The sequence below is a fragment of the Bradyrhizobium sp. STM 3843 genome, from assembly GCF_000239815.1.
Taxonomy (GTDB): Bacteria; Pseudomonadota; Alphaproteobacteria; order Rhizobiales; family Xanthobacteraceae; genus Bradyrhizobium.
In genome coordinates this window covers 19124-43453 of record NZ_CAFK01000345.1, presented here as the reverse complement: position 1 = coordinate 43453, position 24330 = coordinate 19124, and the positions used below count along the sequence as shown (strand labels likewise).

General features: G+C 64.6%; 21 protein-coding genes and 1 tRNA gene. 13 read left to right on the top strand and 9 right to left on the bottom strand.

Annotated elements, in window-relative coordinates; translation table 11 throughout:
- Window positions 1–43 precede the first annotated feature (43 nt).
- Complete coding sequence (locus BRAS3843_RS38100; RefSeq protein WP_008974647.1) at window positions 44–538, bottom strand: DUF892 family protein; 495 nt, start codon at window positions 536–538, stop codon at window positions 44–46.
- A gap of 211 nt (window positions 539–749) precedes the next feature.
- On the opposite strand from BRAS3843_RS38100, the gene BRAS3843_RS38095 reads away from it, so the two are divergent.
- The gene (locus tag BRAS3843_RS38095) at window positions 750–2600 is read left to right on the top strand and encodes a nucleotide pyrophosphatase/phosphodiesterase family protein (protein WP_008974646.1); all 1851 of its coding nucleotides are present in this window, start codon (window positions 750–752) and stop codon (window positions 2598–2600) included.
- A gap of 175 nt (window positions 2601–2775) precedes the next feature.
- On the opposite strand, the gene BRAS3843_RS38090 is transcribed toward BRAS3843_RS38095, so the two are convergent.
- On the bottom strand, window positions 2776–3348 hold the full coding sequence (locus BRAS3843_RS38090) for a hypothetical protein (protein ID WP_008974645.1): 573 nt from the start codon (window positions 3346–3348) through the stop codon (window positions 2776–2778).
- Window positions 3349–3723: 375 nt separating this feature from the next.
- Between BRAS3843_RS38090 and BRAS3843_RS38085 the strand changes: the two genes are divergently transcribed.
- Window positions 3724–4383 (top strand): peroxiredoxin, encoded by a 660-nt coding sequence (locus BRAS3843_RS38085; protein WP_008974644.1) that lies wholly within the window; start codon window positions 3724–3726, stop codon window positions 4381–4383.
- Between the two features lie 135 nt (window positions 4384–4518).
- Here the strand turns inward: BRAS3843_RS38085 and BRAS3843_RS38080 are convergent, their stop codons facing one another.
- The 3 genes from BRAS3843_RS38080 to BRAS3843_RS38070 form a co-directional block, all read right to left on the bottom strand.
- Window positions 4519–4920, bottom strand: coding sequence for a DUF2177 family protein (locus BRAS3843_RS38080; RefSeq protein ID WP_008974643.1), 402 nt, complete (start codon window positions 4918–4920; stop codon window positions 4519–4521).
- A 136-nt stretch (window positions 4921–5056) separates the two neighbouring features.
- The gene (locus BRAS3843_RS38075; protein ID WP_008974642.1) at window positions 5057–5395 is read right to left on the bottom strand and encodes a hypothetical protein; all 339 of its coding nucleotides are present in this window, start codon (window positions 5393–5395) and stop codon (window positions 5057–5059) included.
- Window positions 5396–5571: 176 nt separating this feature from the next.
- Complete coding sequence (locus BRAS3843_RS38070) at window positions 5572–6795, bottom strand: MFS transporter (protein WP_008974641.1); 1224 nt, start codon at window positions 6793–6795, stop codon at window positions 5572–5574.
- Between the two features lie 86 nt (window positions 6796–6881).
- Here BRAS3843_RS38070 and BRAS3843_RS38065 point away from each other — a divergent pair, with 86 nt between their 5' ends.
- The 3 genes from BRAS3843_RS38065 to BRAS3843_RS38055 all read left to right on the top strand — a co-directional run bounded on the left by BRAS3843_RS38065 (window position 6882) and on the right by BRAS3843_RS38055 (window position 9026).
- Window positions 6882–7481: a CGNR zinc finger domain-containing protein gene (locus BRAS3843_RS38065; RefSeq protein ID WP_008974640.1), complete on the top strand. Its 600-nt coding sequence runs from the start codon at window positions 6882–6884 to the stop codon at window positions 7479–7481.
- Between the two features lie 389 nt (window positions 7482–7870).
- Window positions 7871–8158 (top strand): DUF308 domain-containing protein, encoded by a 288-nt coding sequence (locus BRAS3843_RS38060; RefSeq protein WP_008974639.1) that lies wholly within the window; start codon window positions 7871–7873, stop codon window positions 8156–8158.
- Window positions 8159–8225: 67 nt separating this feature from the next.
- On the top strand, window positions 8226–9026 hold the full coding sequence (locus tag BRAS3843_RS38055; RefSeq protein ID WP_008974638.1) for a DUF1269 domain-containing protein: 801 nt from the start codon (window positions 8226–8228) through the stop codon (window positions 9024–9026).
- 98 nt (window positions 9027–9124) lie between these two features.
- On the opposite strand, the gene BRAS3843_RS38050 is transcribed toward BRAS3843_RS38055, so the two are convergent.
- Window positions 9125–10177 carry a Cj0069 family protein gene (locus BRAS3843_RS38050; RefSeq protein WP_008974637.1) on the bottom strand — a complete coding sequence of 351 codons (1053 nt, stop codon included), beginning with the start codon at window positions 10175–10177 and terminating at the stop codon, window positions 9125–9127.
- A 1114-nt stretch (window positions 10178–11291) separates the two neighbouring features.
- On the opposite strand from BRAS3843_RS38050, the gene BRAS3843_RS38045 reads away from it, so the two are divergent.
- Window positions 11292–13376: a hydantoinase/oxoprolinase family protein gene (locus tag BRAS3843_RS38045; protein ID WP_008974635.1), complete on the top strand. Its 2085-nt coding sequence runs from the start codon at window positions 11292–11294 to the stop codon at window positions 13374–13376.
- A 2-nt stretch (window positions 13377–13378) separates the two neighbouring features.
- Window positions 13379–15037 (top strand): hydantoinase B/oxoprolinase family protein, encoded by a 1659-nt coding sequence (locus tag BRAS3843_RS38040; RefSeq protein ID WP_035984159.1) that lies wholly within the window; start codon window positions 13379–13381, stop codon window positions 15035–15037.
- A gap of 17 nt (window positions 15038–15054) precedes the next feature.
- On the opposite strand, the gene BRAS3843_RS38035 is transcribed toward BRAS3843_RS38040, so the two are convergent.
- Window positions 15055–16821, bottom strand: a complete 1767-nt coding sequence (locus BRAS3843_RS38035) for a Cache 3/Cache 2 fusion domain-containing protein (RefSeq protein ID WP_008974633.1) — start codon at window positions 16819–16821, stop codon at window positions 15055–15057.
- 67 nt (window positions 16822–16888) lie between these two features.
- Here BRAS3843_RS38035 and BRAS3843_RS38030 point away from each other — a divergent pair, with 67 nt between their 5' ends.
- The 3 genes from BRAS3843_RS38030 (at window position 16889) to BRAS3843_RS38020 (ending at window position 21219) form a co-directional block, all read left to right on the top strand.
- Window positions 16889–18331: a deoxyribodipyrimidine photo-lyase gene (locus BRAS3843_RS38030; RefSeq protein WP_008974632.1), complete on the top strand. Its 1443-nt coding sequence runs from the start codon at window positions 16889–16891 to the stop codon at window positions 18329–18331.
- 74 nt (window positions 18332–18405) lie between these two features.
- Window positions 18406–18702, top strand: a complete 297-nt coding sequence (locus tag BRAS3843_RS38025) for a hypothetical protein (protein WP_008974631.1) — start codon at window positions 18406–18408, stop codon at window positions 18700–18702.
- 237 nt (window positions 18703–18939) lie between these two features.
- Entirely contained in the window at window positions 18940–21219 is a 2280-nt protein-coding gene (locus BRAS3843_RS38020; RefSeq protein ID WP_008974630.1) for a cation:proton antiporter, read from the top strand.
- 20 nt (window positions 21220–21239) lie between these two features.
- Here BRAS3843_RS38020 and BRAS3843_RS38015 read toward each other — a convergent pair whose 3' ends face one another.
- The gene (locus tag BRAS3843_RS38015; RefSeq protein ID WP_035984158.1) at window positions 21240–21683 is read right to left on the bottom strand and encodes a hypothetical protein; all 444 of its coding nucleotides are present in this window, start codon (window positions 21681–21683) and stop codon (window positions 21240–21242) included.
- A gap of 208 nt (window positions 21684–21891) precedes the next feature.
- Here BRAS3843_RS38015 and BRAS3843_RS38010 point away from each other — a divergent pair, with 208 nt between their 5' ends.
- The 3 genes from BRAS3843_RS38010 (at window position 21892) to BRAS3843_RS38000 (ending at window position 23746) form a co-directional block, all read left to right on the top strand.
- The gene (locus tag BRAS3843_RS38010) at window positions 21892–22167 is read left to right on the top strand and encodes a hypothetical protein (protein ID WP_008974628.1); all 276 of its coding nucleotides are present in this window, start codon (window positions 21892–21894) and stop codon (window positions 22165–22167) included.
- 151 nt (window positions 22168–22318) lie between these two features.
- Window positions 22319–22395: transfer RNA gene (locus tag BRAS3843_RS38005), tRNA-Arg, on the top strand.
- Between the two features lie 226 nt (window positions 22396–22621).
- Window positions 22622–23746, top strand: coding sequence for an integrase arm-type DNA-binding domain-containing protein (locus BRAS3843_RS38000; protein ID WP_008974626.1), 1125 nt, complete (start codon window positions 22622–22624; stop codon window positions 23744–23746).
- 143 nt (window positions 23747–23889) lie between these two features.
- On the opposite strand, the gene BRAS3843_RS37995 is transcribed toward BRAS3843_RS38000, so the two are convergent.
- The gene (locus tag BRAS3843_RS37995; protein ID WP_244425568.1) at window positions 23890–24135 is read right to left on the bottom strand and encodes a helix-turn-helix domain-containing protein; all 246 of its coding nucleotides are present in this window, start codon (window positions 24133–24135) and stop codon (window positions 23890–23892) included.
- Between the last annotated feature and the right edge of the window lie 195 nt (window positions 24136–24330).

The following is a 24330-nucleotide window of genomic DNA, read 5'->3' as shown; positions in this document are numbered from 1 at the left end:
AAGTGTTGGTAAAGCTCAAGCAGCTTGAGCAACACAATCCCAGCTAAGCCGCCGCTTCGTAGTTGACCTCGCTCTCGGCGACCTTGGTCAGCAGCTCGTCGGTCTTCTTCTCCTCGGCCAGGGTCTGGTCGAGCAGCTTGATCGCCTGCTTCAGATCCATCTTGGTCGCCCATGATTTCAAGGTGCCGTAGCGGGAGATCTCGTAGTGCTCGACGGCCTGGGCTGCGGCGAGCAGGCCGGCATCCAGCGCGCTGGTGCCCTTGTACTCGTCCATGATCTCCTTGCCCTCGTCGATGATGCCCTCGATCGCGTCGCACTTCTTGCCGCGGGCGGGCTTGCCGAGCAGCTCGAAGATCTGCTCCAGGCGCTCGATCTGGCCTTCGGTCTCGTCGTGGTGTTTCTGGAAGGCCTGCTGCAGCTTCTCCGACTGGGCCGCCTTGGCCATCTTCGGCAGCGTTTTCAAAATCTGCTTCTCGGCGTAGTAAATGTCTTTGAGGGTATCGAGGAAGAGTTCGTTAAGGTCCTTATCAGCAGCCATGGCGTGCTCCTTGTTGTTGTGAGCCGACAACCGCGAATTCAAATCCTGGTTCCTGGTCCGAGCCGCTGCCGAGCTGCAAAATCCGCTGGCGGTTTTCAACCCCTCTCAGGGGCGTACCGACGCCTTGAAACAATTCTGTCATGCAGCAAAACTAAACCCCTCCTGTGCGGCCGAAGGTCGCGATTCCGTTTTCGTCTTTGAGGAGTTTTTGATGCGCCGCTCGCTCGTGCTGCTATGCGCCGGACTGACCCTGCTGTCGGCCGGTGCGGCGTCCGCGGAGAATGCCACCCCGCATAACCTGATCCTGTTCATTCCCGACGGCCTGCGCGCCCTGAAGGTGACGCCGGAGACCGCGCCGACCATGGCCGCGGTCCGCGACAAGGGCGTCAACTTCAAGAACCCGCATTCGATGTTCCCGACCTTCACCATGGCCAACAGCTCGGCGATGGCGACCGGCCATTATCTCGGCGACACCGGCACCTTCTCCAATACCATCTGGACCGGCTACGTCTCCAAGCCGGCAGGCGACACCGTGACCCCCTTCCTCGAAAACGATGCCGTGCTGGGCGACGTCGACGAGCACTTCCAGGACGACTATCTCGACGAGCAGACGTTGCTGAAGCTCGCCCGCAAGGCCGGCTATTCCACCGCCGCTATCGGCAAGGTCGGCCCGACCTATCTGTTCGACCACACCGACTGCGCCTGCAAGGGGGCTGTGCATTCGATCGTCGTCGACGATGCCACCGGCAGCAAGACCGGTGTGTCCCTTTCAGACGAGGTGAAAGACGCGCTGAACAAGGTCAACCTGCCGCTCTCAGCACCCTCGCGCGGCGACAATGGCAAGGCGGGCGATGCCAAGACCCCCGGCACGACCACGGCCAACACCGCCCAGCAGGCCTATTTCGCCGACGTCGCCACCAAGGTGGTGCTGCCGATGTTCAAGGCCCGCAACAAGCCGTTCGTGCTGGTGTTCTGGTCGCGCGACCCGGACGGCAGCCAGCACAATCAGGGCGACAGCCTGAACAAGGTCACCCCCGGCATCAACGGCCCGACCACGATGGCCAGCATCAAGAATGCCGATGACAACCTGGCCCAGCTGCGCAAGGCGCTCGACGATCTCGGCCTTGCCGCCTCAACCAACATCATCGTGTCGGCCGACCACGGCTTCTCGACGATCTCCAAGGAAAGCAAGACCAGCCCCGCGGCTAAGCTGTCCTATGACGACACGCCGAAGGACTTCCTGCCGATGGGCTTTTTGGCGCTCGACCTGGCCAAGGCGCTCGACCTGCCGCTGTTCGACCCCAACGACAAGAACGCGGCCGTGAAGGAAGGCGCCCATCCGAAGGCCGGCAACGGCGTGCTCGGCAAGGATCCGGAAAAGCCGGAGCTGGTGGTCGCCAGCAATGGCGGCTCCGACCTGGTCTACCTGCCGACCAAGGACAAGAAGCTCGCGAGCCGCGTGGTCAAGGCCCTTCTGGCCCAGGACTATGTCTCCGGCCTGTTCGTCGACGACTCGCTCGGCGAGATCCCGGGCACCCTGCCGCTGTCGCAGATCAACCTGAAGGGCAAGGCGGTGACCCCGACGCCGGCGATCGTCGTCAATTTCCGCTCCTATGTGGAGGGCTGCAACGAGCCGACCAACTGCTCGGTCGAGGTCGCCGACACCGTGCTGCGCCAGGGCCAGGGCATGCACGGCTCGTTCGGCCGCGGCGACACCATGAACTTCATGGCCGCCATCGGACCGGACTTCAAGGCGGCCTTCGCAGACCCGCTGCCCGTCAGCAACGCCGATGTCGGCGCCACCGCCGCCAAGCTGATGGATCTGAAAGGGAAGCCGAACGGCAAGCTGCTGGGACGGGTGATGACGGAAGCGATGCCGAACGGTGCGACGCCGAAGGCGGTCTCGGACACCATCCGCTCGGACCGTGCCGAGGGCGGCCTGCGCACCGTGCTGAAGCTGCAGCGCGTCGGCCAGCAGCGCTATTTCGATGTCGCCGGCTTCCCCGGCCGCACCGTCGGCCTCGACGCCGAGAGCGCCAAACAGAAAACGGCGGGGAAATAACCCCGCCGCTCCAGTAGCTGTGACGAATTTCCGGGGCCTTCATGGTTCGAGACGGCGCCTTCAGCGCCTCCTCACCATGAGGGTCTTGGATCCCTTCCTGGCTCTCTCCATGAATGAAGCCCTCATCCTGAGGAGCATCGCGCAGCGATGCGTCTCGAAGGATGGCAGCAAACGCTCACATCCCGATGTCGATCATCGACGGCAGCTTGGCAAGCGGCAGCACGGTGACGCCGACAAAGGTCGCCACCATCGCCATCAGCGCCTTGTTGTCTGGGCGCGCGCCGCGCAGCTGGCGCGCCACCCACTCCAGGACATCGGTCCTCACGCCACGCGCATTGGCCGGCGCCCAGCTCTCGATCTGGGTCTCCGCGGACAGCGCCACATGGCGCGGCGGCACCGGCAGGCCGGATGCGGAGGCGGCGTGATGGGCGATCGCCTTGGCCAGGAGATCCTCGAACCGGCCGTCGTCCTTGCGCTCGGTCGCGGCCTCGTTGATCGCAAACAGCACCTCGGCCTCGGCCCGGCTCACCGGCTGGGCGTCGACAGCGGCTGAGGTCAGGATGCGTGCGCACCAGGCCGCGTCATCGGCATCGAGCACGCGGGAGAAATGCACCCGGCCGCTGGTGGTCGGGCCTTCGCCGGTGATGACGCCGTCGCGCACGATCTCGAGCGCCGAGGCCGCGCTTTGACAACAGGAGGGCTCAAGGGCGTCGGCACTCCCGACGACCTTCATTGCAGAGGCAGACATGTTCGCTTCTCAGTTGCTGGTTTGACCCACCATGTCGGTCTTCATCTGAACGAGTCGTTAACGGTTCGAAACTGCGCGGTGGGTATCTCTACTGGTTGCCGATATGTCGCAGTGACCGCGGTCATGGTTCGCGGCTCGACCGCGGGGCCGGCGTGGTCGTCCCCAGATGTGGCGAAATCGGGGCAACCGGTAGTCCTACGGGCGTTTCGTCGCGGCCGCCGAACTCAAAAGAAGTTGTTGTGCTTTTGGGATCACGGGAGAATGACCTTCTCTTTTCGGTGCAACAGTTCCTTTGCTGCGGACTTTTTCCTATAGTGTTTGGAAGAATTTATCCCGAATTCTTCATTCCAACCTGCAATGACGTGAGGTTATCCAATGGCTCTGCAAATTGGCGCCGTGGCCCCGGATTTCGAGGCCGAAACCACCGAAGGCAAGATCAAGTTCCATGACTGGATCGGCGACAGCTGGGCGCTTCTGTTCTCGCACCCGAAGGACTTCACCCCGGTCTGCACCACCGAGCTCGGCGCGCTGGCCCGGCTCAAACCGGAATTCGACAAGCGCAACGTCAAGCTGATCGGCCTCTCGGTCGACCCCGTCGACAACCATAAGAGATGGTCGGAGGACATCCGCGAGACCCAGGGTGCCGCGCCGAATTATCCGATGATCGGCGACACCGATTACAACGTCTCCAAGCTGTACAACATGCTGCCGGCGGCAGTGTCGGGCGATCCGGCCAAGCGCACGGCGGCTGACAACCAGACCGTCCGCAACGTCTTCATCATCGGCCCGGATAAGAAGATCAAGCTGATCCTGGTCTACCCGATGACCACGGGCCGCAATTTCCAGGAAATTCTCCGCGTCATCGACTCGCTGCAGCTCACCGCCAAGCACCGCGTCGCCACCCCCTCCGACTGGAAGCAGGGCGAGGACGTGATCATCGCCGGCTCGGTGTCGGACGACGAGGCCAAGACGATCTATCCCCAGGGGTGGAAGGCGCCGAAGCCCTATCTGCGGATCGTGCCGCAGCCCAAGTGAGGTTTCGACCGACGGTCGAAACCTCATCCCCGGGCGATGGGCCGCGCAAATGGCAGAGCCATTTTGCGCGGAGCATCGAACCGGGGATCTCAAGATTCCAGGCTCGCCCTCCGCGCGCCCCGGAACGACTTCGAACTATCCCCGCGGCGTCGCCCAATCCGCGATCAGGAGCCCCGCGGTCGCCGCGACCGCGGTCAGCGCCACCCCCCAGGTCATGTCGACCAGCACCACCGGCCAGGTCCAATGCCTGAGCATCGCGAGCGACGTCAGCTCGAAGGTCGCGTAGCAGAACAGCCCGAACAGCCCGCCATACAGCAAGGTCGATCGCCAGCTCGCATCGCCCTGCCCGCTGACGAAGATCACGACGCCCGCGACATAAAGCGCATAGAATAGGATGGCAGGCGCCAGTCTGATCTCGCCCAGCATGTCGCCGACCTGCGACTGGAAGAAGCCCTTGGCCACGAGGCCTAGGAACGGCAGATCGAGCCCGAGCAGCACGGCGAGCGTCGAGACATAGAGGACGGCGTATCGGCTCAAACAAGGCTCCTGCGGCGTGTCACGGCCGCACCGATCGCGGACCTTGCAGCCAGCTACGCATCGCCACCGGAAAGTTTCACCTCGAGGGAAGCTTCAGGCCGACCTGGTGGCCCATCGCGATGCAACCTGCGTGCCCTCAGAGCCCGCGCGAATTGACCCTCTGCCGCATGTGGTGACAGAACTGCTCCATCAATTTGTGGATGGCCTCAACGTTCGCCAGCACCCTGTCCGCCTGCGCGCGATCGGGCGAGCCCTCCTCAAAGGCGTCCCGCAGCTTCCTCAGGCGGTTCACGCGATCACGGCTCTCCGCAGCCCGGCTCTCGGCAAATTCGAGATGCTCCAGATCGCGGCTGAGCTTGTCCTCTTCGCCCAGCAGCAGCTGCGTGATGGTGCTGCGGTTGTCAGCCGTGAGGTCACCGCCGTGCAACAGGCTCAGATAATGGTCGATGTTGGCCTGGGCGACATATCGGTGCATGGCGCTGCTCCCCTGCTAGGTGGACAAGATCAACAATGCAGCCGAGCACTTGAAAAATAGAACAACGCCGCTTTGGAGGCCAGCCCCATCCGCCGTCACGTCCGCGCGAAGCGGTGGTCGGACCCGTCATCGATGTCCGGCCGGCCCGTCGTCCCGCGCTGCGCCTGGAGGTCGCGTTAGCGCCGAACGCAGGCCGCACCGACGATTGCGGCCGCGACCAGGCTCGCCGCGGCGCTGAGCAGAATGGCAAGCACGTAGCTGTGGCTCGCGTCATAGGCGAAGCCGGTCGCCGTCGGCCCGATCAGCGTGCCGAAGGCGACGCTGGTGTAGAGCACGCCGATGATGCCACTGACGTTGCGGCCGCCGAAATAGTCCATCACGACCGACGGCAGCACGGCCACCCACCCGCCATAGAACACGCCATAGATGAAGGCGAAGACGGCAAGCGACCGTGCCGTGGTGGAGACCACCCAGATCAGCGTCGCCAGTGCCATGCCGATCAGCACCATGAGCAAGGCGCGCTCGCGGCCCAGCCGGTCCGCCAGTCCGCCCAGAAAGAACCGGCCCGCGGTGCTGCCGACGCCGATCAGCCCGAGCAGCAGCACCGCCGTTCCGGCCTCAACGCCGTGGTCCTTGGCGTAAGGCACCAGATGCACGAAGGGGACGAAAGCGCCGAACGAGCAGATCAGGCATGAGACGTAGAGCCCGATGAACCGTCTCGACCGGATCGCATCGCCCACGGCCACGCCGCCGCTGATGCGCGACCCGCGGCCTCCGGCAGGCGCATCGCCGTCCGGCGCGAGCCCTCGATCGCCAGGATCATTCTCGATCAGCAGCGCAAGTCCACCGCCGAGCGTCAGCGCGATCGCCGCGAGCACGACATAGGCACTGCGCCAGCCGAATGCGCCGATCAACCACGACGCCAACAGCGGCATGACCAGGTTGCCGAGGCCGATCCCGGCCACCGCGAGACCCGAAGCGAAGCCGCGCTGGCGGACGAACCAGCGCTGCACAGCGCCGATCGCAGGTACATAGGCCGCGCCGACACCGAGACCGATGCCGAGCCCGTAGGCCAGATCAACCTGGACCAGGCTTTGCGCGCGACTGGCAGCCGCAAGCCCGACCGCCGTCAGCAGCATGCCGATCACCGCGAGCGGCCGCGAACCGAAGCGGTCCGCCAATGGGCCGCTGACCACGCCGAGCGCGAAATAGAGAAAACCTGCGAGCGAGAACACCAGCGAGGTCGAACCGCGCGAGGCGCCGAACTCGCGCTGCAGCGGCTCCAGGAAAGCGCTGAACGTGTACGCGCAGCCGAAGCCGACAAATGTCACGGCAAACGCCGCGGCGACAACGAACCAGCCATAGAAGATGCGGGGGTGCAGCATGGTTTGGGTCTGCATGGGAACCTCTCGCGCTGTCAACACCAGTAAAGATATTATACTCGTTTCGCTTGTCGTCAACCGCCAAAACTGATTTACTGGTGTCGATGTCCCGGCAATCACGCAAGTTCAAGGTTCCGGACGAGCTGGCGAACCTTTACGACTTCGCCAATTCGCTCGACCTGCGGCAGTTCACGCGCTTCGGCGTGCAGCATTCGCAAAGCGACGAGTGGGCCGGTCCGAGCGACCTGGCCGGCTGGATGGCGGAGCGCGCGCTGGCGCCCGCTCACGCCAAGATCACGGCGGCCCTGTTTGACGAGGCGCTGCAATTGCGCCGGGCGCTACGGAACTATCTGCAATGCGATCCGGCGGAACGGCGCAGCAACAGGCCTGTCCTCCAGGCGCTGACCGCGGCGCTTGCGGCGTTTCCGTTGCGCGTCGAGCTGCGCGCGGAGCACGGCACGGTGCTGACGGGCACGCGCAAGGATGCGCTGGCCGGCCTGTCCGCGCTCGCGGTCGAGCTTCATGAAGGCAATATCAGTGGCACGCTCGACCGGCTGAAAACCTGCGCCTCGGATGAATGCCTGCGCGTGTTCTACGACCGATCGAAGCCTGCGACGCGCCGCTGGTGCATGTCGGAGCTGTGCGGCAACCGCATCAAGACGCGCGCCTATCGCGAACGCCAGCGGCAAGCGGGCTCCTTATAACGAAGCTCTGCAACCGATTTCACCTATCCGTGCAGATGGTCTGAAGATCATTCCCGAAGGGCGGTTCGCATCGCCCTGCCCCCTACTGACAACCGCGTCCGCAACATCATCAATCGATCAGAATTGCTGGCGCGAGCTGTCATCGCGCGGCTCGTTGATGTTGTTGTTCGAGGCACGTCACGCGAGCTTGAACGGGAACCGGAACCCGTTTGACTTAAATCAAGGGCGGCATCCTCGGCCGTGACGATGATCATCTCCGTAGTCCGGAATTACCCTCAGAGCCAGACGTTCATGAGGTCGCTCCAATTTGGTCCGTCGGCCTCGATGGCATCTGCGATCAAATGGAGGAGGTCGATGAGCTCCTCGAACCCGACGCTTAGCGACACCGAATGGACGATAGAGCACGCGATGCGCAGCTATTGGGCCAAGGCGTGTTTCAGATCGCGGCTGCGGTCAGCTATCGCGATGCATTCCCCGACTCCTGGGGATGGATGGTGATGAGTGGTCTCGCCGACCTGGTTCTTGCCGCCCTCATCATCAGCGGCTGGCCGGGGTCGGCGGTGTGGGCGCTCGGCCTCATCGTCGGCGTCAACCTCATCACGTCTGGCCTCGCAATCACGATGGTCGCGGTCGCAGGCCGCAAGCTCGTCAACGCAATCGAGAACCGATCGCGCTGAACAGGCCGGTCGAGATGCCGCTCGACCGACGCAATCCTCTCAAAATCCAACGACAGGAGAACTGACAATGGACAAGATGCTGGTTGCCGTTTTCGAAACCGAGGCCTCGGCCTTCGAAGGCCTGAGCGCCGTGCGACATCTTCACAAGGAAGGCGACATCACGCTGTATGCGTCGGCCGTCGTCGTCAAGGACAAGGCAGGGAAGATCGCGGTCAAGCAGGCCGCCGATGAGGGCCCGGTCGGCACAGCCGTCGGCCTGCTGACGGGCAGCCTGATCGGGCTTTTGGGCGGACCGGCCGGAGTCGCGGTCGGCGCATCGCTGGGCAGCCTCGGCGGGCTGATCTTCGACCTCGATGCCAGCGGAATCGGCGCGCAATTCCTCGATGAGGTTTCGACCGCCCTGTCCCCCGGCAAATCAGCCGTGCTGGCGGAGATCCAGGAGAACTGGACGACACCTCTCGATACCAGGTTGCACCAGCTCGGCGCGACGGTGTTCCGGCGCCTGCGCTCCGAGGTCATAGAAGATCAGCTGGTGCGGGAATCCGCAGCCTTCGAGGCTGACCTGAAGACGCTGCAAGAGGATCTGAAGCACGCGGACGCCGAGACCCGTGCGGCGATCCAGAAGGACATCCAGCAGGTCAAGATGCAGATCCAGACCTTGCAGGATCAGGCCAAGAAGCGGCTCGATCAGACGAAGGCCGAAACAGACGCCAGGCTGCAGTCCCTGAAGGACCAGACCAAGCAGGCCAGCGATCGCGCAAAGCGTCGCATCGACAAGCGCATGACCGAAGTGAAGGCGGACTTCGAGACGCGCTCGAAGAAACTGAACCAGGCCTGGTCGCTGACCAAGGAGGCACTTGCTGCCTAACGACGCCCCTCTCCGTCTCAAGCAGCGACGCGGCGCTCGGCACAAATCGCCGGGCGCCGCGCTCCCGTTTTGGTGAATTGGACTCCTCCGCGTTACGATTATCGCAGGCGTTCGGCCACCGTCCGCGCGATCGCCGCAGGCGCTTGGTCGGGGATCGCGAAACATGAGCTCGCGTTGATTTCGCAGAGCACGTAGGTGTCGGCGCCGCCGGCGTCGCGCGGGCCGTACAGAAAATCCGCGTCCCAGATCACCGGCATCGACCTTTCCTCGATCTCCAGCATCGCCATCATCTGCGGCGTCCACTCGTCCTCCATCCGCCGCCGCAACGCCTGGAAGGGCGACGCGTCAGGTCCGTGCATGATGCGAGGGCCGGGTTGCGCCTCGGGAGAGTCCGGACCTTCCGGCGGCGGCGGGACCAAGGCCTTGATCAGCTGGTGTCCAAAACCGGCGACCTTGGATCCGCTCATATAGCAGCGGATCATCCCCTCCGGGAGGCGCGGCTGAAAGGCCTGGTCGATGATGCAGCCGCCCCATCCGAAATAGGGTTCGCAGCGGTCGAGGAAGGCTTCGAGCGGCATGTCCTCGAACCTGCTGCCACGCTGCGCGTGCAGAACCCGGACCATCGTTCTCGCACCCGGCAAGCTCTCCACTTTCCAGACGCCCTGCCCGCCATTGCCGCGGTTCTGCTTGAGAACACGTGGACCATCCGCGCGGAGGCGGCGTGGAAATTCAGCACGGAACGTGGCGGCACTGTCGTAGCGGTGCGTATCGCAGCCCCAGCCCAGATGGCGGGTTCGGTACAGCACCTCCTTGACGCCCATTTTCAAAATGATGTCGGGATGTGCGCTCACCCATGGCCCGCGCGCGGCGACCTCGCGAAGCAGCGGGTCGAGCGCCGCCCGCGTCTTGCTCTGATGGATCGGATCGACCCAGACCAGCACGCCCTCGACCGCGAGCAATTGGTCGCGGACCGCATCCGCGAAGGCTTCATCGTAGATCGCTGGCTGCGCCTCGATTCCAGCCGCGGCAAGGGCTTCGAAGACGCGGACGAAGCGGCTGTTTTGCGCGGTCGCGTCCCGCCGTGCGGACGCATCGCCGCGTGAAAGGATAGCTACGGAGTGACGAAAAGGAGGATGCCGTTCGGTGTCCATGCGCAAGCTCCACGACATCGCGTGTTGCGCAGAGCTTGGACGAAGGCGTCTGACGGGGAGTCTGCCTGGTCCCCGTAGCAGGAAGTTTATGCGATGTCGCACATGCGTTTCAAGGCGGCAATTGCTTGGCGTGACCGGAAGCCGTCTCGATGCACCTGACGCCGCCGAGCCTCCATCGTCGCGCCGAAAAGCTCATTTCGCTCGTCATTTCAGGCCGGTCAGGCCGCCCAGCTTCCGCTGCAAATTTTCTATTTCGCTTTTTCAGAAATCATGTATACTCCGCCGCATCCTGCCTCATGCGGAGGGGCGTACGCGTCGTCACGAACGTCGGGGTGGGATGCGGTGGGCATGTCGGTGTTGTCGCGTGAGCTTCACGCGGACGAACAACATTGGTGTGCACGGTCAAGTCGCGCGGTCCTGATCCTCCGACGCTAGGATTACGCTTGCGACGACGCTCACGCGTCGCGCAGGCAACGGTGGCCAACAAGCCCGGCGCACCGGGGAGAACGCGAAGCAGCCGTTAAAGCCATCGCGCAGGGAATGCCGGTTGATCCGGCTGCACCTGTGGTACCTGCCGCCTGCATTTCTTTCGCAGGCGGGCCATGGGTGAGGCCTTCACCCGGCATTCCCTGCACCCTCTCGTTTTCGGAGGGACAATGAGTTCACGCACAACTCGGGCGTAACGAGCCGCGGGATTACGGGGTCATGTCTGGTAGACCGTTCCAACACACGCGATGTCATTCCGGGACGTGCCGCGAAGCGGCGCGGGCCCGGAATCCATAACCACCATCGTGAGTATGGATTCCGGGCTCGCCCTCCGGGCGCCCCGGAATGACGACGGGGAAATATCCGTCGCTCTCGATGTCCGTGATTGCGAGCGAAGCGAAGCAGTGACCCTGGATTGCTTCGGCGCTGAAGCGCCTCCCAATAACGACGCACCGCGCATGTCGCGTCCAGCCAAGTCGCGCAATCCGGTTGCACCTTGCCCGCATCGCGACCTCAGATGCAAGCTACGCTGCTGGCTCATGGACCGTGGCCGAATGCGCGGCTGGCGCGGAGGCACGGAACTTGCTCAAACTTGGGCTTCGATTGCGGTCTGTGTGGAGACATTGGAATGCGAGCAAAGGCCGAGATGCGGCTTGCCGTCGATATCGGAGGCACGTTCACCGACATCGTGTTGGACGTGGGCGAAGAGCGCAGGACACGGAAGGTGCTGACCACGCCGACGCGTCCCGAGCAGGCGGTCCTGGACGGCACGCGGCTGATCCTCGCCGATTCGCACGCCCATATCTCTGACATCGACGTCTTCATCCACGGCACCACGCTGGCGACCAATGCCATCATCGAGCGCCGCGGCGCCAGGACGGCCCTGATCGCGACGCAAGGCTTTCGCGACGTTCTGGATATCGGAACCGAGAGCCGCTACGACCAGTATGATCTTTCGATTGACAAGCCCAAGCCGCTGGTGCCGCGACAGCTTCGCTTCACCGTGCCGGAGCGCATCGATGCGCATGGCGAGGTCAGGCTGCCGCTCGATGAGGCCGCGGTGCGCGCGCTGGTACCTCACTTGCGTGAGCAGAAGGTCGAAAGCGTCGCCTTCGCATTCCTGCATGCCTATGCCAATCCCGCGCATGAGCAGCGGGCAGCGCGCATCCTGCAGGAGGAGATGCCGGGCATCTCGGTGACGCTGTCCTCCGAGGTCTGTCCCGAAATCCGGGAATATGAACGCACCTCGACGGCGGTCGCCAACGCCTATGTGCAGCCGCTGATGGACAGCTATCTCGCGCGGATGGAAGAAGCGCTCAGGATCGAGCAGTTCCGCGGCGCGATCTACCTCGTCACCTCGGGCGGCGGCGTCACCTCGATCGCGACCGCGCGGCGCTTTCCGGTGCGGCTGGTCGAGTCCGGCCCCGCTGGCGGCGCGATCTTCGCGAGCCAGATCGCGGCCCGCATCGGCGAGCGCAAGGTGCTCTCCTTCGACATGGGCGGCACCACCGCCAAGATCTGCCTGATCGAGAACTACGAGCCGGAGACCTCGCGCGTGTTCGAGGTCGACCGCGCCGCGCGTTTCCTCAAAGGCTCCGGCCTTCCCGTGCGCATCCCCGTGATCGAGATGGTCGAGATCGGCGCCGGCGGCGGTTCGATCGCGCGGATCGACGCGCTGAAGCGCGTCACGGTCGGCCCCGAGAGCGCATCCTCCGAGCCGGGTCCGGCCTGCTATGGCCGTGGCGGCCAACGCCCGGCCGTCACGGACGCGGACGTTGCGCTCGGCATGATCGACCCCGACGCTTTCGCCGGCGGCACCATCAGGCTCGCGCCTGATCTGTCAAAGCAGGCCCTGCTCCGCGACATCGGCGAGCCGCTGGGGCTGTCGGCCGAAACCGCGGCCTATGCCGTGCATGAGGTCGTGTGCGAGAACATGGCCAGCGCCGCCCGCGTGCATGCGGTCGAACGCGGCGCTGTCGTCGGCCAGCACACGCTGATCGCGTTCGGCGGCGCGGCGCCCCTGCATGCAGCCCGCGTGGCCGAGAAGATCGGCGTCAGCAAGGTCATCGTGCCCTCGCATGCCGGCGTCGGCTCGGCGGTCGGCTTTCTAGCCGCGCCCATCGCCTACGAGCTGGTGCGCAGCCGGCACGTCAGGCTCGATGATTTCGATCCGGCGCTCGTCTCCGGTCTGCTGGCCGAGATGGCGAGCGAGGCGCGCGCGCTGGTCGCATCAGGCGCTGCCGGCGCACCGGTCCGGGAGCGCCGCGCCGCCTTCATGCGCTATGTCGGCCAGGGCCACGAGATCACGGTCGAGCTGCCGAACCGGCCGCTGACAGCAGCCGACCTCCCTGCGATCAGGCGATCGTTCGAGACCGACTACGCGGCGCTGTTCGAGCGGGCGATCCCGGGCGCTGCGATCGAGGTGCTGAGCTGGTCGGTGCTGGCAACGACGGACGCGCGTCAGCCTGCAATCGTTGCCGAGGTCGCGCGCAAGCCGGCGGCCAAGGCCGCGGGCAGCCGGCATTTCTTCGACGGTCGCGCCGGCGAGGTGGTCGACATCCCCCTCTTCCGCCGCGAGGACATGGCGCCGGGCGCGACCATTTCGGGCCCCGCGGTAATCGCGGAGGACGAGACCTCGACATTCATCTCCAACAGCTTCGATGCCTATATCGACGGTGCCGGCAGCATCGTCATGGAACGGAAGGCGGCGTGATCATGAGCCAAGCAAACGGCGCGAGCCTGATCGACCTGCAGATCATGTGGCACCGCCTGATCGCGGTGGTCGAGGAGCAGGCCCAGGTGCTGCTGCGCACCGCCTTCAGCCCGATCGTGCGCGAATGCGGCGACCTCTCTGCCGGTGTATTCGACCTACAGGGCCGCATGCTGGCGCAGGCCGTCACCGGCACGCCAGGCCACGTCAACTCGATGGCGGAGTCGGTGAAACACTTCATCGCGCATTTCCCGCTTCACAGCATGAAGCCGGGCGATGCCTACATCACCAACGACCCCTGGATGGGCACCGGCCATCTCAACGATTTCGTCGTCACCACGCCCTGCTTCAAGGACGGCAAGGTCGTCGCGCTGTTCTCCTGCACCAGCCATCTCATGGATATCGGCGGCATCGGCTTCGGGCCCGATGGCACCGACGTCTTCATGGAAGGTCTCTACATTCCGATGCTGAAGCTGATCGACCGGGGCGTCGTCAACGAGACGCTGATGGCTGTCATCCGCGCCAATACGCGGCTGCCCATCGACACCGAGGGCGACACCTATTCGCTGGCCGGCTGCAACGATGTCGGCTGCCAGCGCCTGGTCGAGATGATGGACGAGTTCGGCATCGAGACGCTCGATCAGCTCGGGGACTACATCTGCGACCGCTCGCGCGAGGCGGTGCTGGCCGAGATCGCCAGGCTACCCAAGGGCACCTGGCGCAACGAGATGATTGTCGACGGCTACGACGCGCCGGTCAGGCTGGCGGCGGCGCTGACCATCTCGGAGGACGGCATCCACGTCGATTTCGACGGCACCTCGCAGGCCTCGAAGTTCGGCATCAACGTGCCGCTCTCCTACACCACCGCGTACACCGTATTCGGGCTGGGCTGCGTAGTGGCTTCGCAGATCCCGAACAATGCCGGCTCTTTGGCGCCGCTCACGGTCTCCGCTCCTTCCGGCGCGATCCTCAACGCGCCCAAGCCGGCGCCGGTGGCCTCGCGCCATGTGATCGGCCAGATGCTGCCCGACGTCGTGTTCGGCTGCCTGCGCCAGATCATCCCCGAGCGGGTGCCCGCCGAAGGCACCTCGTGCCTGTGGAATCTCAATGTGCGCGGCCAGACCCGTTCCGGCGCCGGCGGCAATTACGGGTTCTCGATGGCGGTGACGTCGAATGGCGGTACCGGCGCCCGCTTCGCCAAGGACGGGCTGTCGGCGACGGCTTACCCGAGCGGCGTGCGCGGCACCCCGGTCGAGATCGCGGAAACGCAGACGCCGCTGATCTTCTGGCGCAAGGAGCTGCGGCCTGATTCCGGCGGCGCCGGCCGCACCCGCGGCGGGCTCGGCCAAATCATCGAGGTCGGCAGCGGCGTCGGCGCGTCGTTCGAGATCCTGGCCGCCTTCGACCGTATCGACCATCCGGCGCGCGGCCGCGACGGCGGACGTGACGGTCAAGCGGGCTATGTCGGCCTCGCATCCGGCCAGAAGCTGCGCGGCAAGGGGTTCCAGACCATTCCGCCCGATGACCGGCTGGTGGTGATGACCCCTGGCGGTGCCGGGATCGGCAATCCCCAGGCGCGCGCGCCGGAGCGCGTACGCGAAGACGTCGAGAGCGGACTCGTCTCGGCCGAGCAGGCCGCTGAAGTTTACGGGTCCGTGCGGTGAGCGAGCATGCGCCGGCCTTACGCCGCGCGCATGCCGTTCAGGAAGTTCTGCACTTCTTCCTTCAGCCGCAGGCTCTCGCCCGACAGCGCCTGCGCGGACGCGAACATGCGGTTGGAGCTTTCGCCGGTCTCATCCGCCCCGCGCGCGGCGCTGCGGATGTTGCTGACGACCTCCGCCGTGCCGCTGGCGGCGAAACGGACGCTCTGGGTGATGTTTTCGGTTGCCGCGCGCTGCTGCTCGACGGCCGACGAGATCGATGCTGCGATCTCGCTGATCCGCTCGATGGTCCGGCCGATCGCCTTGATCGCCTCGACCGATTCCTGCGTCACCTGCTGCATATTGGCGATCTGGCTGGAAATCTCCTCGGTCGCCTTCGCCGTCTGGCCGGCCAGGGTCTTCACCTCCTGGGCCACCACGGCAAAGCCGCGGCCGGCATCACCCGCCCGCGCCGCCTCGATGGTCGCATTGAGCGCGAGCAAATTGGTCTGCTCGGCGATGGTCGTGATCAGCTTGACCACGTCGCCGATCCGGCTGGCGGCGTCCGACAGCTCCTTGATGCGCTGGTCGGTGGCGGACGCCTGCTTGACGGCCTCGGTTGCGATCGCGGTCGACTCGGTCACGCGCCGGGTGATCTCGCCGATCGCGCCCGACAGCTCTTCCGATGCTGTCGCAGCCGTGCGGACATGCTCGGAGGCCGACTCCGAGGCACCGGCGGATTTGCCGGACAGTTCGGCGGTGGTCTTGGCCGTCTGGGTCAGGCTCCGCGCCACCTGTTCGAACTCGCCGGATGCGCTCATGACGTGCTCGATGATGCCGCCGACACTGGCCTGGAACCCATCCACAAAGCGCGTCAGCTCGGCCCGGCGGTGCTGGGCCGAAGCGGCTGCCGCAGCCGCCTGTTCTTCCCGCAGCCGCTGGCGCTCGCTCGATGCGCTGCGGAAGACCTCCAAGGTCCGTGCGATCTCGCCGATCTCGTCGCCGCGATCGTCGCAGTCGATGGCGATGTCGTTGCGGCCCTCGGCAATGCCGGTGAGCGCGGCGGTGACCGATGCAAGCGGCTTGGTAACGCGGCGCACGACCAGCACCGTCAGCCCAAGCACGAGCAGCGCCGCAATGGCAGCGGCGATCACCATGGTCTGCATTGCCTGGGCCAGCATGGCGTCGAGCTCGGCCATGGGCACGCCGACATAGAGGATGCCGATCACCTTCCCGGCTGGATTCACCAGCGGGAAATAGGCGGTCATGAACGACTTGCCGAACAGCGTCGCAGGACCCTTATAGGCTTCACCACGCCGCAGGCTCGCCTGCCCCGGATGGTCAGCCGCCAGCTGGGTACCGACCGCGCGCTCGCCGTTCTCCTTTTTCACATTGGTCGAGCGGCGCACGAACTGCCCGCTCGCATCGTCGTAGATGAACAAGGTCGCGTTGCCGCCGACATAGGAGACCGCGCGGTCGACGATGGCGTGATCCTTCAATTCAGGGAACGCCGGAATCTCGATTCGGACCACCGCGCCGTTCTGCAAGCTGACCTTGGCGTCCTTGAAGGACTCGGCGAAGGTCAGCGCCAGCGTGCGCAGGTTGCCCTCGATGTCCTTCTTGGCGCGCTCGGTAAAATCCGAGGTCAGCGACCAATACGCCGCGCCGATGACGAGCGCGGTGTTGAGCGCGATGACGAGGGCGGCGCCGACAAGCGCCTTCGTGCCCAGCTTGAACTTGAGGGACAACTGCTTCGACCTTTTTTGGGACTGCAACCGGGTCTCATACTGCCCGTATTTGGTTTCCATGCCCGTTAATTCCGGCACAGAAAATTACGAGAGTCCGCGCAATCGGCGGTAGAGAGGCACCAAAGCAATGCCCGTGCGGCCCTATATCGCATGGTTCCGCGAGAGCCTGCGCCTCTCGGACCACCCTGCCGTGCATGCAGCCGCAAGCGCCGGCGCGCCGGTGATCTGCGTCTTTGTATTCGACGACAGAAGCCCGGACGTCCGGCCGCTGGGCGGCGCGTCGCGCTGGTGGCTGGCGCAGTCGCTGCGGTCGTTGCAGGCAAGCCTCCGCGCCGTCGGCGGCGAGCTTGTGCTGCGCCGTGGCGCGCCTGCAGACGTGCTGCGTGCGCTCGCGTCCGAGACCAACGCGGCAGCCGTGTTCTGGAACGATGTGGCCCAGGCGCCGCAACGCGCGGTCGCGGCCGAGGTCGAAGAGGCGCTGGCTGCGCTGGGAATCGAGAGCCGGAGCTTTCCCGACGATCTTCTGGTCGATCCCGCCATGCTGCGGGCCAAGGATGGCCGCGGCCTTCGGGTGTTCACGCCGTTCTGGAAGCGCGTGCTCGCGATGGGCGATCCGCCAGCCCCGCTGCCGGCGCCCCGATCGTTGCCGCCGGTTGCGGGCATTGCGAGTCTTGCGGTCGAGGATCTCCAACTCGAGCCGACCAGGCCGGACTGGGCTGGTGGTTTGCGCGCGAGATGGCAGCCCGGCGAGGCTGCCGCGCAGCAGCGGCTCGCCACGTTCCTCGGGCAGACCGCCAAAACCTATGCCGCCGATCGCGACCGCCCCGACCTCGATGCGACCTCGCATCTCGCCCCCCATCTGCGTTTCGGCGAGATCGGTCCGCGACAGGTCTGGCACGCCGCCCGCTTTGCCGCGAGCGAGCATCCGGCACAGGCGGCGGGCATCGACAAATTCCTCAGCGAACTTGGCTGGCGCGAGTTCAGCCGGCAATTGCTATACGACCGCCCCGATCTCGCGACCTGCAACCTGCAGACGTCCTTCGACGACTTCCCCTGGCGCGACGACGCCCCGGCGCTTGCGTCCTGGCAGCGCGGCGAGACCGGCTACCCGATCGTGGATGCCGGGATGCGCCAGCTCTGGCACAGCGGAACCATGCATAACCGCGTGCGCATGGTGGTCGCGTCGTTCCTGGTCAAGCACCTGCTGATCGATTGGCGGGCCGGCGAACAATGGTTCTGGGACACGCTGGTCGACGCGGATCCCGCCAATAATCCGGCGGGCTGGCAGTGGGTTGCGGGCTGCGGCGCCGATGCCGCGCCCTACTTCCGCGTCTTCAATCCCGTGCTGCAAGGCGAGAAATTCGATCCCGACGGCGCCTACGTCCGGCGGTGGGTGCCCGGGCTGGCGAAGCTGCCGGCGCCACTTATCCACCAGCCTTGGCGTGCCGCCCCGCTCGAGCTTGCCAGCGCCGGCATCGCTCTCGGCCGGACCTATCCGGCCCCGATCGTCGACCATAAGCGGGCGCGCGAACGCGCGCTCGCGGCCTACGCAACGGTTCGCAGGAGCTGATTAGTTGCGCTACGCTTTGACAGCTTCAGGAATCCAGCTATCGTTGTTGCGTTTCAACACATCGGGGGACCGATATGGACGACACGCCTCTCATCGAACAAGCGACCAACGCCATCAGCACTGTGGCCGACACCGCCAAGGAAGCGGTGACGACCGTGGTCGCCAAGGTCAAACCCGCGCCCAAGAAGAAGGCTGCAAAACCAGCCGCGCCGAAGCAGGCCGCACCGAAGCGCGCTGCCAAGGCCAAGAAGGTCGCGACCAAGAAGTCGGCCAAGAAGACGGTGAAGAAAGCCGCCAAGAAGAGCGCAAAGAGCTCCGCCAAGACGGCCAAGAAGACCACGAAGAAGAAGGCCAAGAAAGCCAAACGCTGAGGTCGAGACCGATTCGAGAGCGGATTACGCGCTTCAAGATCGGCTGTCGCGAACCAATCCAGTGCCCGATGAGGGACTGTCTGGTGCTGGATTGTTTCGTTCTAAGCGGCACGACCGCAAGATTTCGACCAGCACCGTCCAGCTCGCGCCGACTGTCGGCCGTGAGCTGGAACTTCTCTGTGCGCCCATGCTTAGCTCGCTGCCCCCCTGCCTGGGGCCGTGAACGCGGAGGATGCGATGGGGCGCAGGCTCCGACCTATCGTCTGGGGTGGGATCGCCGTCGTTCTGATCGCCCCCGACCTGATGGCACCGATGGCGCATGCTGCGGCCGCCGGCGCCGAAGGCCGCGGCTCGGAATTCCTGCTGCTCGTCCAGGTCGCGCTGCTGATCGGGGTCGGCCGCGGGCTCGGCGAAGTGATGCAGCGCATCGGCCAGCCTTCGGTGATCGGCGAACTGCTCGCCGGTCTTTTGCTGGGCCCCTCGCTGTTCGGCTGGATCTGGCCTTCCGCGCAGGCCGCGATCTTCCCGCCCACGCCGACGCAGAAGGCGATGATCGAGGGCATTGCCCAGTTCGGCATTCTCCTCCTGCTGCTGCTCACGGGCATGGAGATCGACCTCAAGCTGGTGCGCAAGGTCGGCCGGCCCGCGGTGACTATCTCCCTGTTCGGCATTGCCGTTCCGTTCGCCTGCGGCTTTCTGCTCGGCGAGGTGATGCCGGCAAGCCTGCTGCCCCAGCCGGAAGCGCGGCTCGTGGCCTCCCTGTTCCTCGGCACGGCGCTTTCGATCTCCTCGGTCAAGATCGTCGCGGTGGTCGTCCGCGAGATGAACTTCATGCGCCGCAACGTCGGCCAGATCATCGTGGCCTCCGCGATCATCGACGACACCATCGGCTGGATCATCATCGCCATGATCTTCAGCGTGGCTGCGCATGGCACGCTGGACCTGGCCTCGGTCGGTCAGGCCGTGCTGGGCACGCTGCTGTTCCTGGCCCTGAGCTTCACGGTGGGACGGCGACTGGTGGTCCTCCTGATCCGGCTCGCCAACGACCATCTGGTGAGTTCGTCAGCGGTGGTCACCGTGATCCTGCTCGTGATGAGCGCGATGGCGCTCACGACGCATCTGATCGGCGTGCATACGGTGCTCGGCGCCTTCGTCGCCGGCGTGCTGGTCGGCGAGTCCCCGATCCTGACGCGACAGATCGACGAACGGCTGCGCGGCCTGATCACGAGCCTGTTCACACCGGTGTTTTTTGGCTTGGCCGGTCTCGACACCGATCTGACGCAATTGCGCACACCCGAATTGCTGCTGTTCACCGCCGGGCTGATCGTCGTCGCAAGCTTCGGCAAGTTCGCCGGCGCACTGGCCGGCGGCGCCGTCGGTGGGCTCAATCATAAGGAGTCGCTCGCCTTGGCCAGCGGCATGAATGCACGCGGCTCGACCGAGGTGATCATCGCCTCGATCGGGCTGTCGATCGGCGTTCTGAGCCAGAACTTGTTTTCCATGATCGTGATCATGGCGATCCTGACCACCCTTGCCATGCCGCCGATGTTGCGCACCGCGCTGGCCCGCCTGCCGCCGCAGCAAGATGAGAAGGAGCGGTTGGAGCGCGAGGAGTTCGAGGACAAGAGCTTCGTCAGCAACGTCGAACGGCTGTTGCTGGCCGTTGACAATGGTGCGAGTGCGCGCCTGGCGGCGCATATTGCGGGTCTCCTGGCTGGCCCTGGCGCACGGCCGATCACCCTGCTCCAGGTCGACGACCACGCGCCCGACGCTGCCGCATCCCCCGATGCACCGTCGAGTTCGGAAGCCGCCGTCAGGGATGCGGCCAAGCAGGTCGCGAGCGAGAGCGGCACGCAGGGCGAGGTCGACGTGACGACGCGCGCCCGTGAAACGACCTGGCGCGAAGCCGTTGAGGATGAGGCGCGCAAGGGATTCGACCTGATGCTGATCGGCGTCGACCACGCGATCACGTCGGAGGGGGACCTCAGCGCGACGGTCCGGGAGCTTGCCGCCGGCTTCGAGGGCCCGTTGGCGCTCGTGGTCGCGAAGGGGCCGAGCAGCGCGCCTCCGCCGCCCAACGGTCGGATCCTGGTGCCGGTCTCCGGCCGGGGCGTCTCGCGCCGTGGCGCCGAAGTCGCTATTGCGGTCGCGCGTGCGAGCCGCGCGCGGCTGCATCTCCTGTATATTTCGACAACGGGCGGCGAAGGCGCGAATCGCGCAGGCGCCGACGGCGAGCAGGATCGAGCCAAGCAGGTCCTCGCTGACGCAACGGAGGCTGCGGACCGCTATCGGTTGGGCGTGACAACAGCCGCCCGTGGCAAGGTCAACCCCGACATAGCGATCCTGGAGGAAGCGGCGGCTGTCAAAGCAGACCTCGTTATACTGGGCGCCGACCGACTGCAGGGCGAGGTGCTCGATTTCGGCGCGATCGTGTCCACCGTGCTTACCCGCTCAGAGGCGCCGGTGCTGCTGGTCTCGGCCGATGCCGATCAGACTGCGCGGCGCAGTACGGCATGAGAACAGCCTTGCTGCGGAGACTACCAGTCCGGACAGGGATCGACGATCTTCCAGAGCTCGACCCCGTTCTTGATCTTCTTCATCTCGGTGGTGAGCCCGCCGTTGCGGCGAATCCAGTCCTTCACCGTATCGGGGTAATACGACATCAGCTCGGACGTCCCCTCGAGACTGGTGACCTTGATGCCGAAGGTAAAGGCTTTGTCGTAATAGGCTTGGTGGAAACCGAGGCTTGCGCGCGGGGTGACGCAGATCTTGTTCATCGGCACGATGCCGAACACCAGGGTGCAGGCCGAATTGCAGATGCCGTCGATGATGACGCGCTGGTGGGTATCGCGGATGTGCTGGTACTTGGCCTTGTATTCCTCGATGTAGCCGCCGTGGTCGCGCGTGATGTGCAGGTCCGCGCGCGCCGGGCTGGCGGCGAGGAGCGGCAGCAACCACAAAAGCGAGAGACGGCGCTTCAAAGAATGGGCCCCCGGAACGATCTCAATGGGCGTTCACCGCCCGCCTGCATCGCAGGACTTTTGCCGGACTGTGTTATGAATCCGTTAAGCATCCGGAAAAAGCCAAAATTTTGGCAATCTCGATCCGTTTTTCCGCAGCTTTTTCGGCTCGTTCGCGCTAGATTATCGCTCAGACAATAGGCCTTAGCGTTGTTTCCGGAGAAACGAGATGAGCATGTCGAAGTTGTTCGCCGCCGCCATGATTGTGTCAGCGGCAAGCCTTGTCCCCACGCTGTCGGAAGCGCGCAGCCACCATCACCACCGCCATCATTACGGTTATCAGAGCTATCTCGGCCTGCCCTACCCGATCAGCTATCTGCACAATTACGGGCCCGGGCCGGTGCCGGAGAGCTTCGCCTATTATGACGGCCCCTCGACCAACCGCTGCTACCAGAGTTCCGCGGCCTATATCGGCCAGGACGGTCGCCGCCATCCATGTTTTTGATCCTGCGGCCATGACTGGCCGGCCTCCGGCATCCGCTCAATAGCAGCCTCATAAGGGCCAGCAGAGGCTAGCCCTCTTCCATCAAGTCTGGTATCGGGAGGCCGATCGTCGTGGGTTTGGTGACCACGGCGACCGCGGCCGCCACCACAACGCGCTCGTAGCTCAGCTGGATAGAGCATCGGATTTCGATTCCGAGGGTCGGGAGTTCGAATCTCTCCGAGCGCGCCAAGCCCATCTTCGTCACCCTTCACCAGCCATCGTCCCTCATCACCGAAACGATCGAGAAAGCCTTGTAAAATAGGGATTTTTCGCGCTTTCGGCGGTCGCGGCGTACGACCGGCTATCGTCGGCGAACTCCGCCAGACCGTCCATTTGACCGTCCCTCGATCTGAGTTAGAATCACCCTAGCTGAACCGGCGAGTTCTTCAGTGAGGGACAGGAGTTCGAATCTCCCATGCAGCTTCTAACTCAAAAGCCCGAGATCACGACAAAGAACTATCTCTCCATAGGGCCTGGCGAATACCCGTGCGGCAATAATCTCTACCTGATCGTTTCGCCGGCCGGTGGCCGGCGCTGGGCTTTCCGCTATCAGCGCAATGGTCTTGTGAAGAAGATGGGCTTTGGCTCGGCCAAGGAAACCGGGCTCAAGCTGTCCGAGGCCAAGGACAAGGCGATCGACGCCTTGCGACTACTCGCCAAGGGGATTGATCCGAGGGAGCATCGGGACGAAGAGAGGCGCCGCACTCAGGGATCCCGCCAGTTCGGCGAGTTCGCCGAGGAATGGCGGCAAACCTACGAGACCGGCATGAGGCACAAGGCCGCGCGGGCAAAGCTCAAGCGCATCGTGCAGATCATTTGCAAGCCGCTTCATAGGCATGGGCTCGACCAGATCGAGACCGCGCACGTCGTTGACGTGCTTATGACGGTCTGGCACCAACGCGAGACCTCACGCAGCACGCGTCAGATCATCAAGAAGATTCTGGACGCTGCGATCGCCCATAACCTGCGTCCGAAGGATAACCCCGCTGATTGGGCGAGCCGGCTCCAACCGATCATGCCCAAGCAGCGGCGCCGCGGCACTACGCGGGGCGGCCACAAGGCGATGGACTACAAAGACCTACCGGCGTTCATGCACAAGCTTGCCGCCATCTCCACGCAAAGCGCGCAGGCGCTCGTGGTCACAATCCTCACCCTGGCGCGAACCGCCGAAGTGCAGAACATGCGCTGGGCGCAGCTCGATCTCGACAACGGACTTTGGGATCTTGGCTCTGTCGGCACCAAGAGCGAGCGGCCGAAGCGCACGCCATTGCCCCGGCAGGTGCTGGCCTATTTGCGCGAAGCCTACGAGAGCCGCGTGAGCGACGAATTCGTGTTCCCCGGTCGCAGCTTAAAGAGACCGATTAGCAACATGACGATGCTTAAGTATCTAAAGGAGCTCACCGGAGACGAATCCCTGACTGTACACGGTTTCCGCACTACGTTCCGAACCTGGGCGCAGGAGGAAACCCACTTTGAGGAAGAAATCGTCGAGCATTGCCTGCACCACATCACAGGCGATGATGCCGAAAAGGCTTATTAGCGCGGCGAGGCGCTGAAAAAGCGGCTGCATGTGATGCAGACATTCGCGGATTTCGCGACGCAACGACCAAAGAGCAACGTGACTCCGATGAAGGCTGCCTGAGATTTCAGGCTGTCCACCGCCCCCGACGAGGGTGTCACCCGCTACCGCTCGGCCTGCGTGGTCCCATCGGGCAGGCTTTCCAAGAAGGCCGCCAAATCGGCGCGCGTGATAATCGTCCGCGTGCCATACTTTCGGATCCGCAGCCGCCCTTCTTTGATCGCCTTGTAAAGGGACGTCTGGCCCAGTGAAGAAAGAGCTGCGGCCTCAGGAACAGTGAGGCCCAGCTTTTCCACAGCAGTTCGGAGCATAGTTTCGCGCTTTGCCATCTCGGGTTGCTCGCGCTTCATTTGCCGTCCGCGATGCCCCTCCTCTGGGGATCCGCCGCGAATTGATTGCCAGCGGCGCAGCGAAGGCGCACGGCCGTGTGCTACAGGCGAAGCGAATGCTCGGCAACGTCCGAAGTCCACTAGGCGCGGTTTCGGACGCGATTTCGTGCGATTGGCACGGTTGAACAGCGGACTGACCTGCTTGGCAGCGAAGCA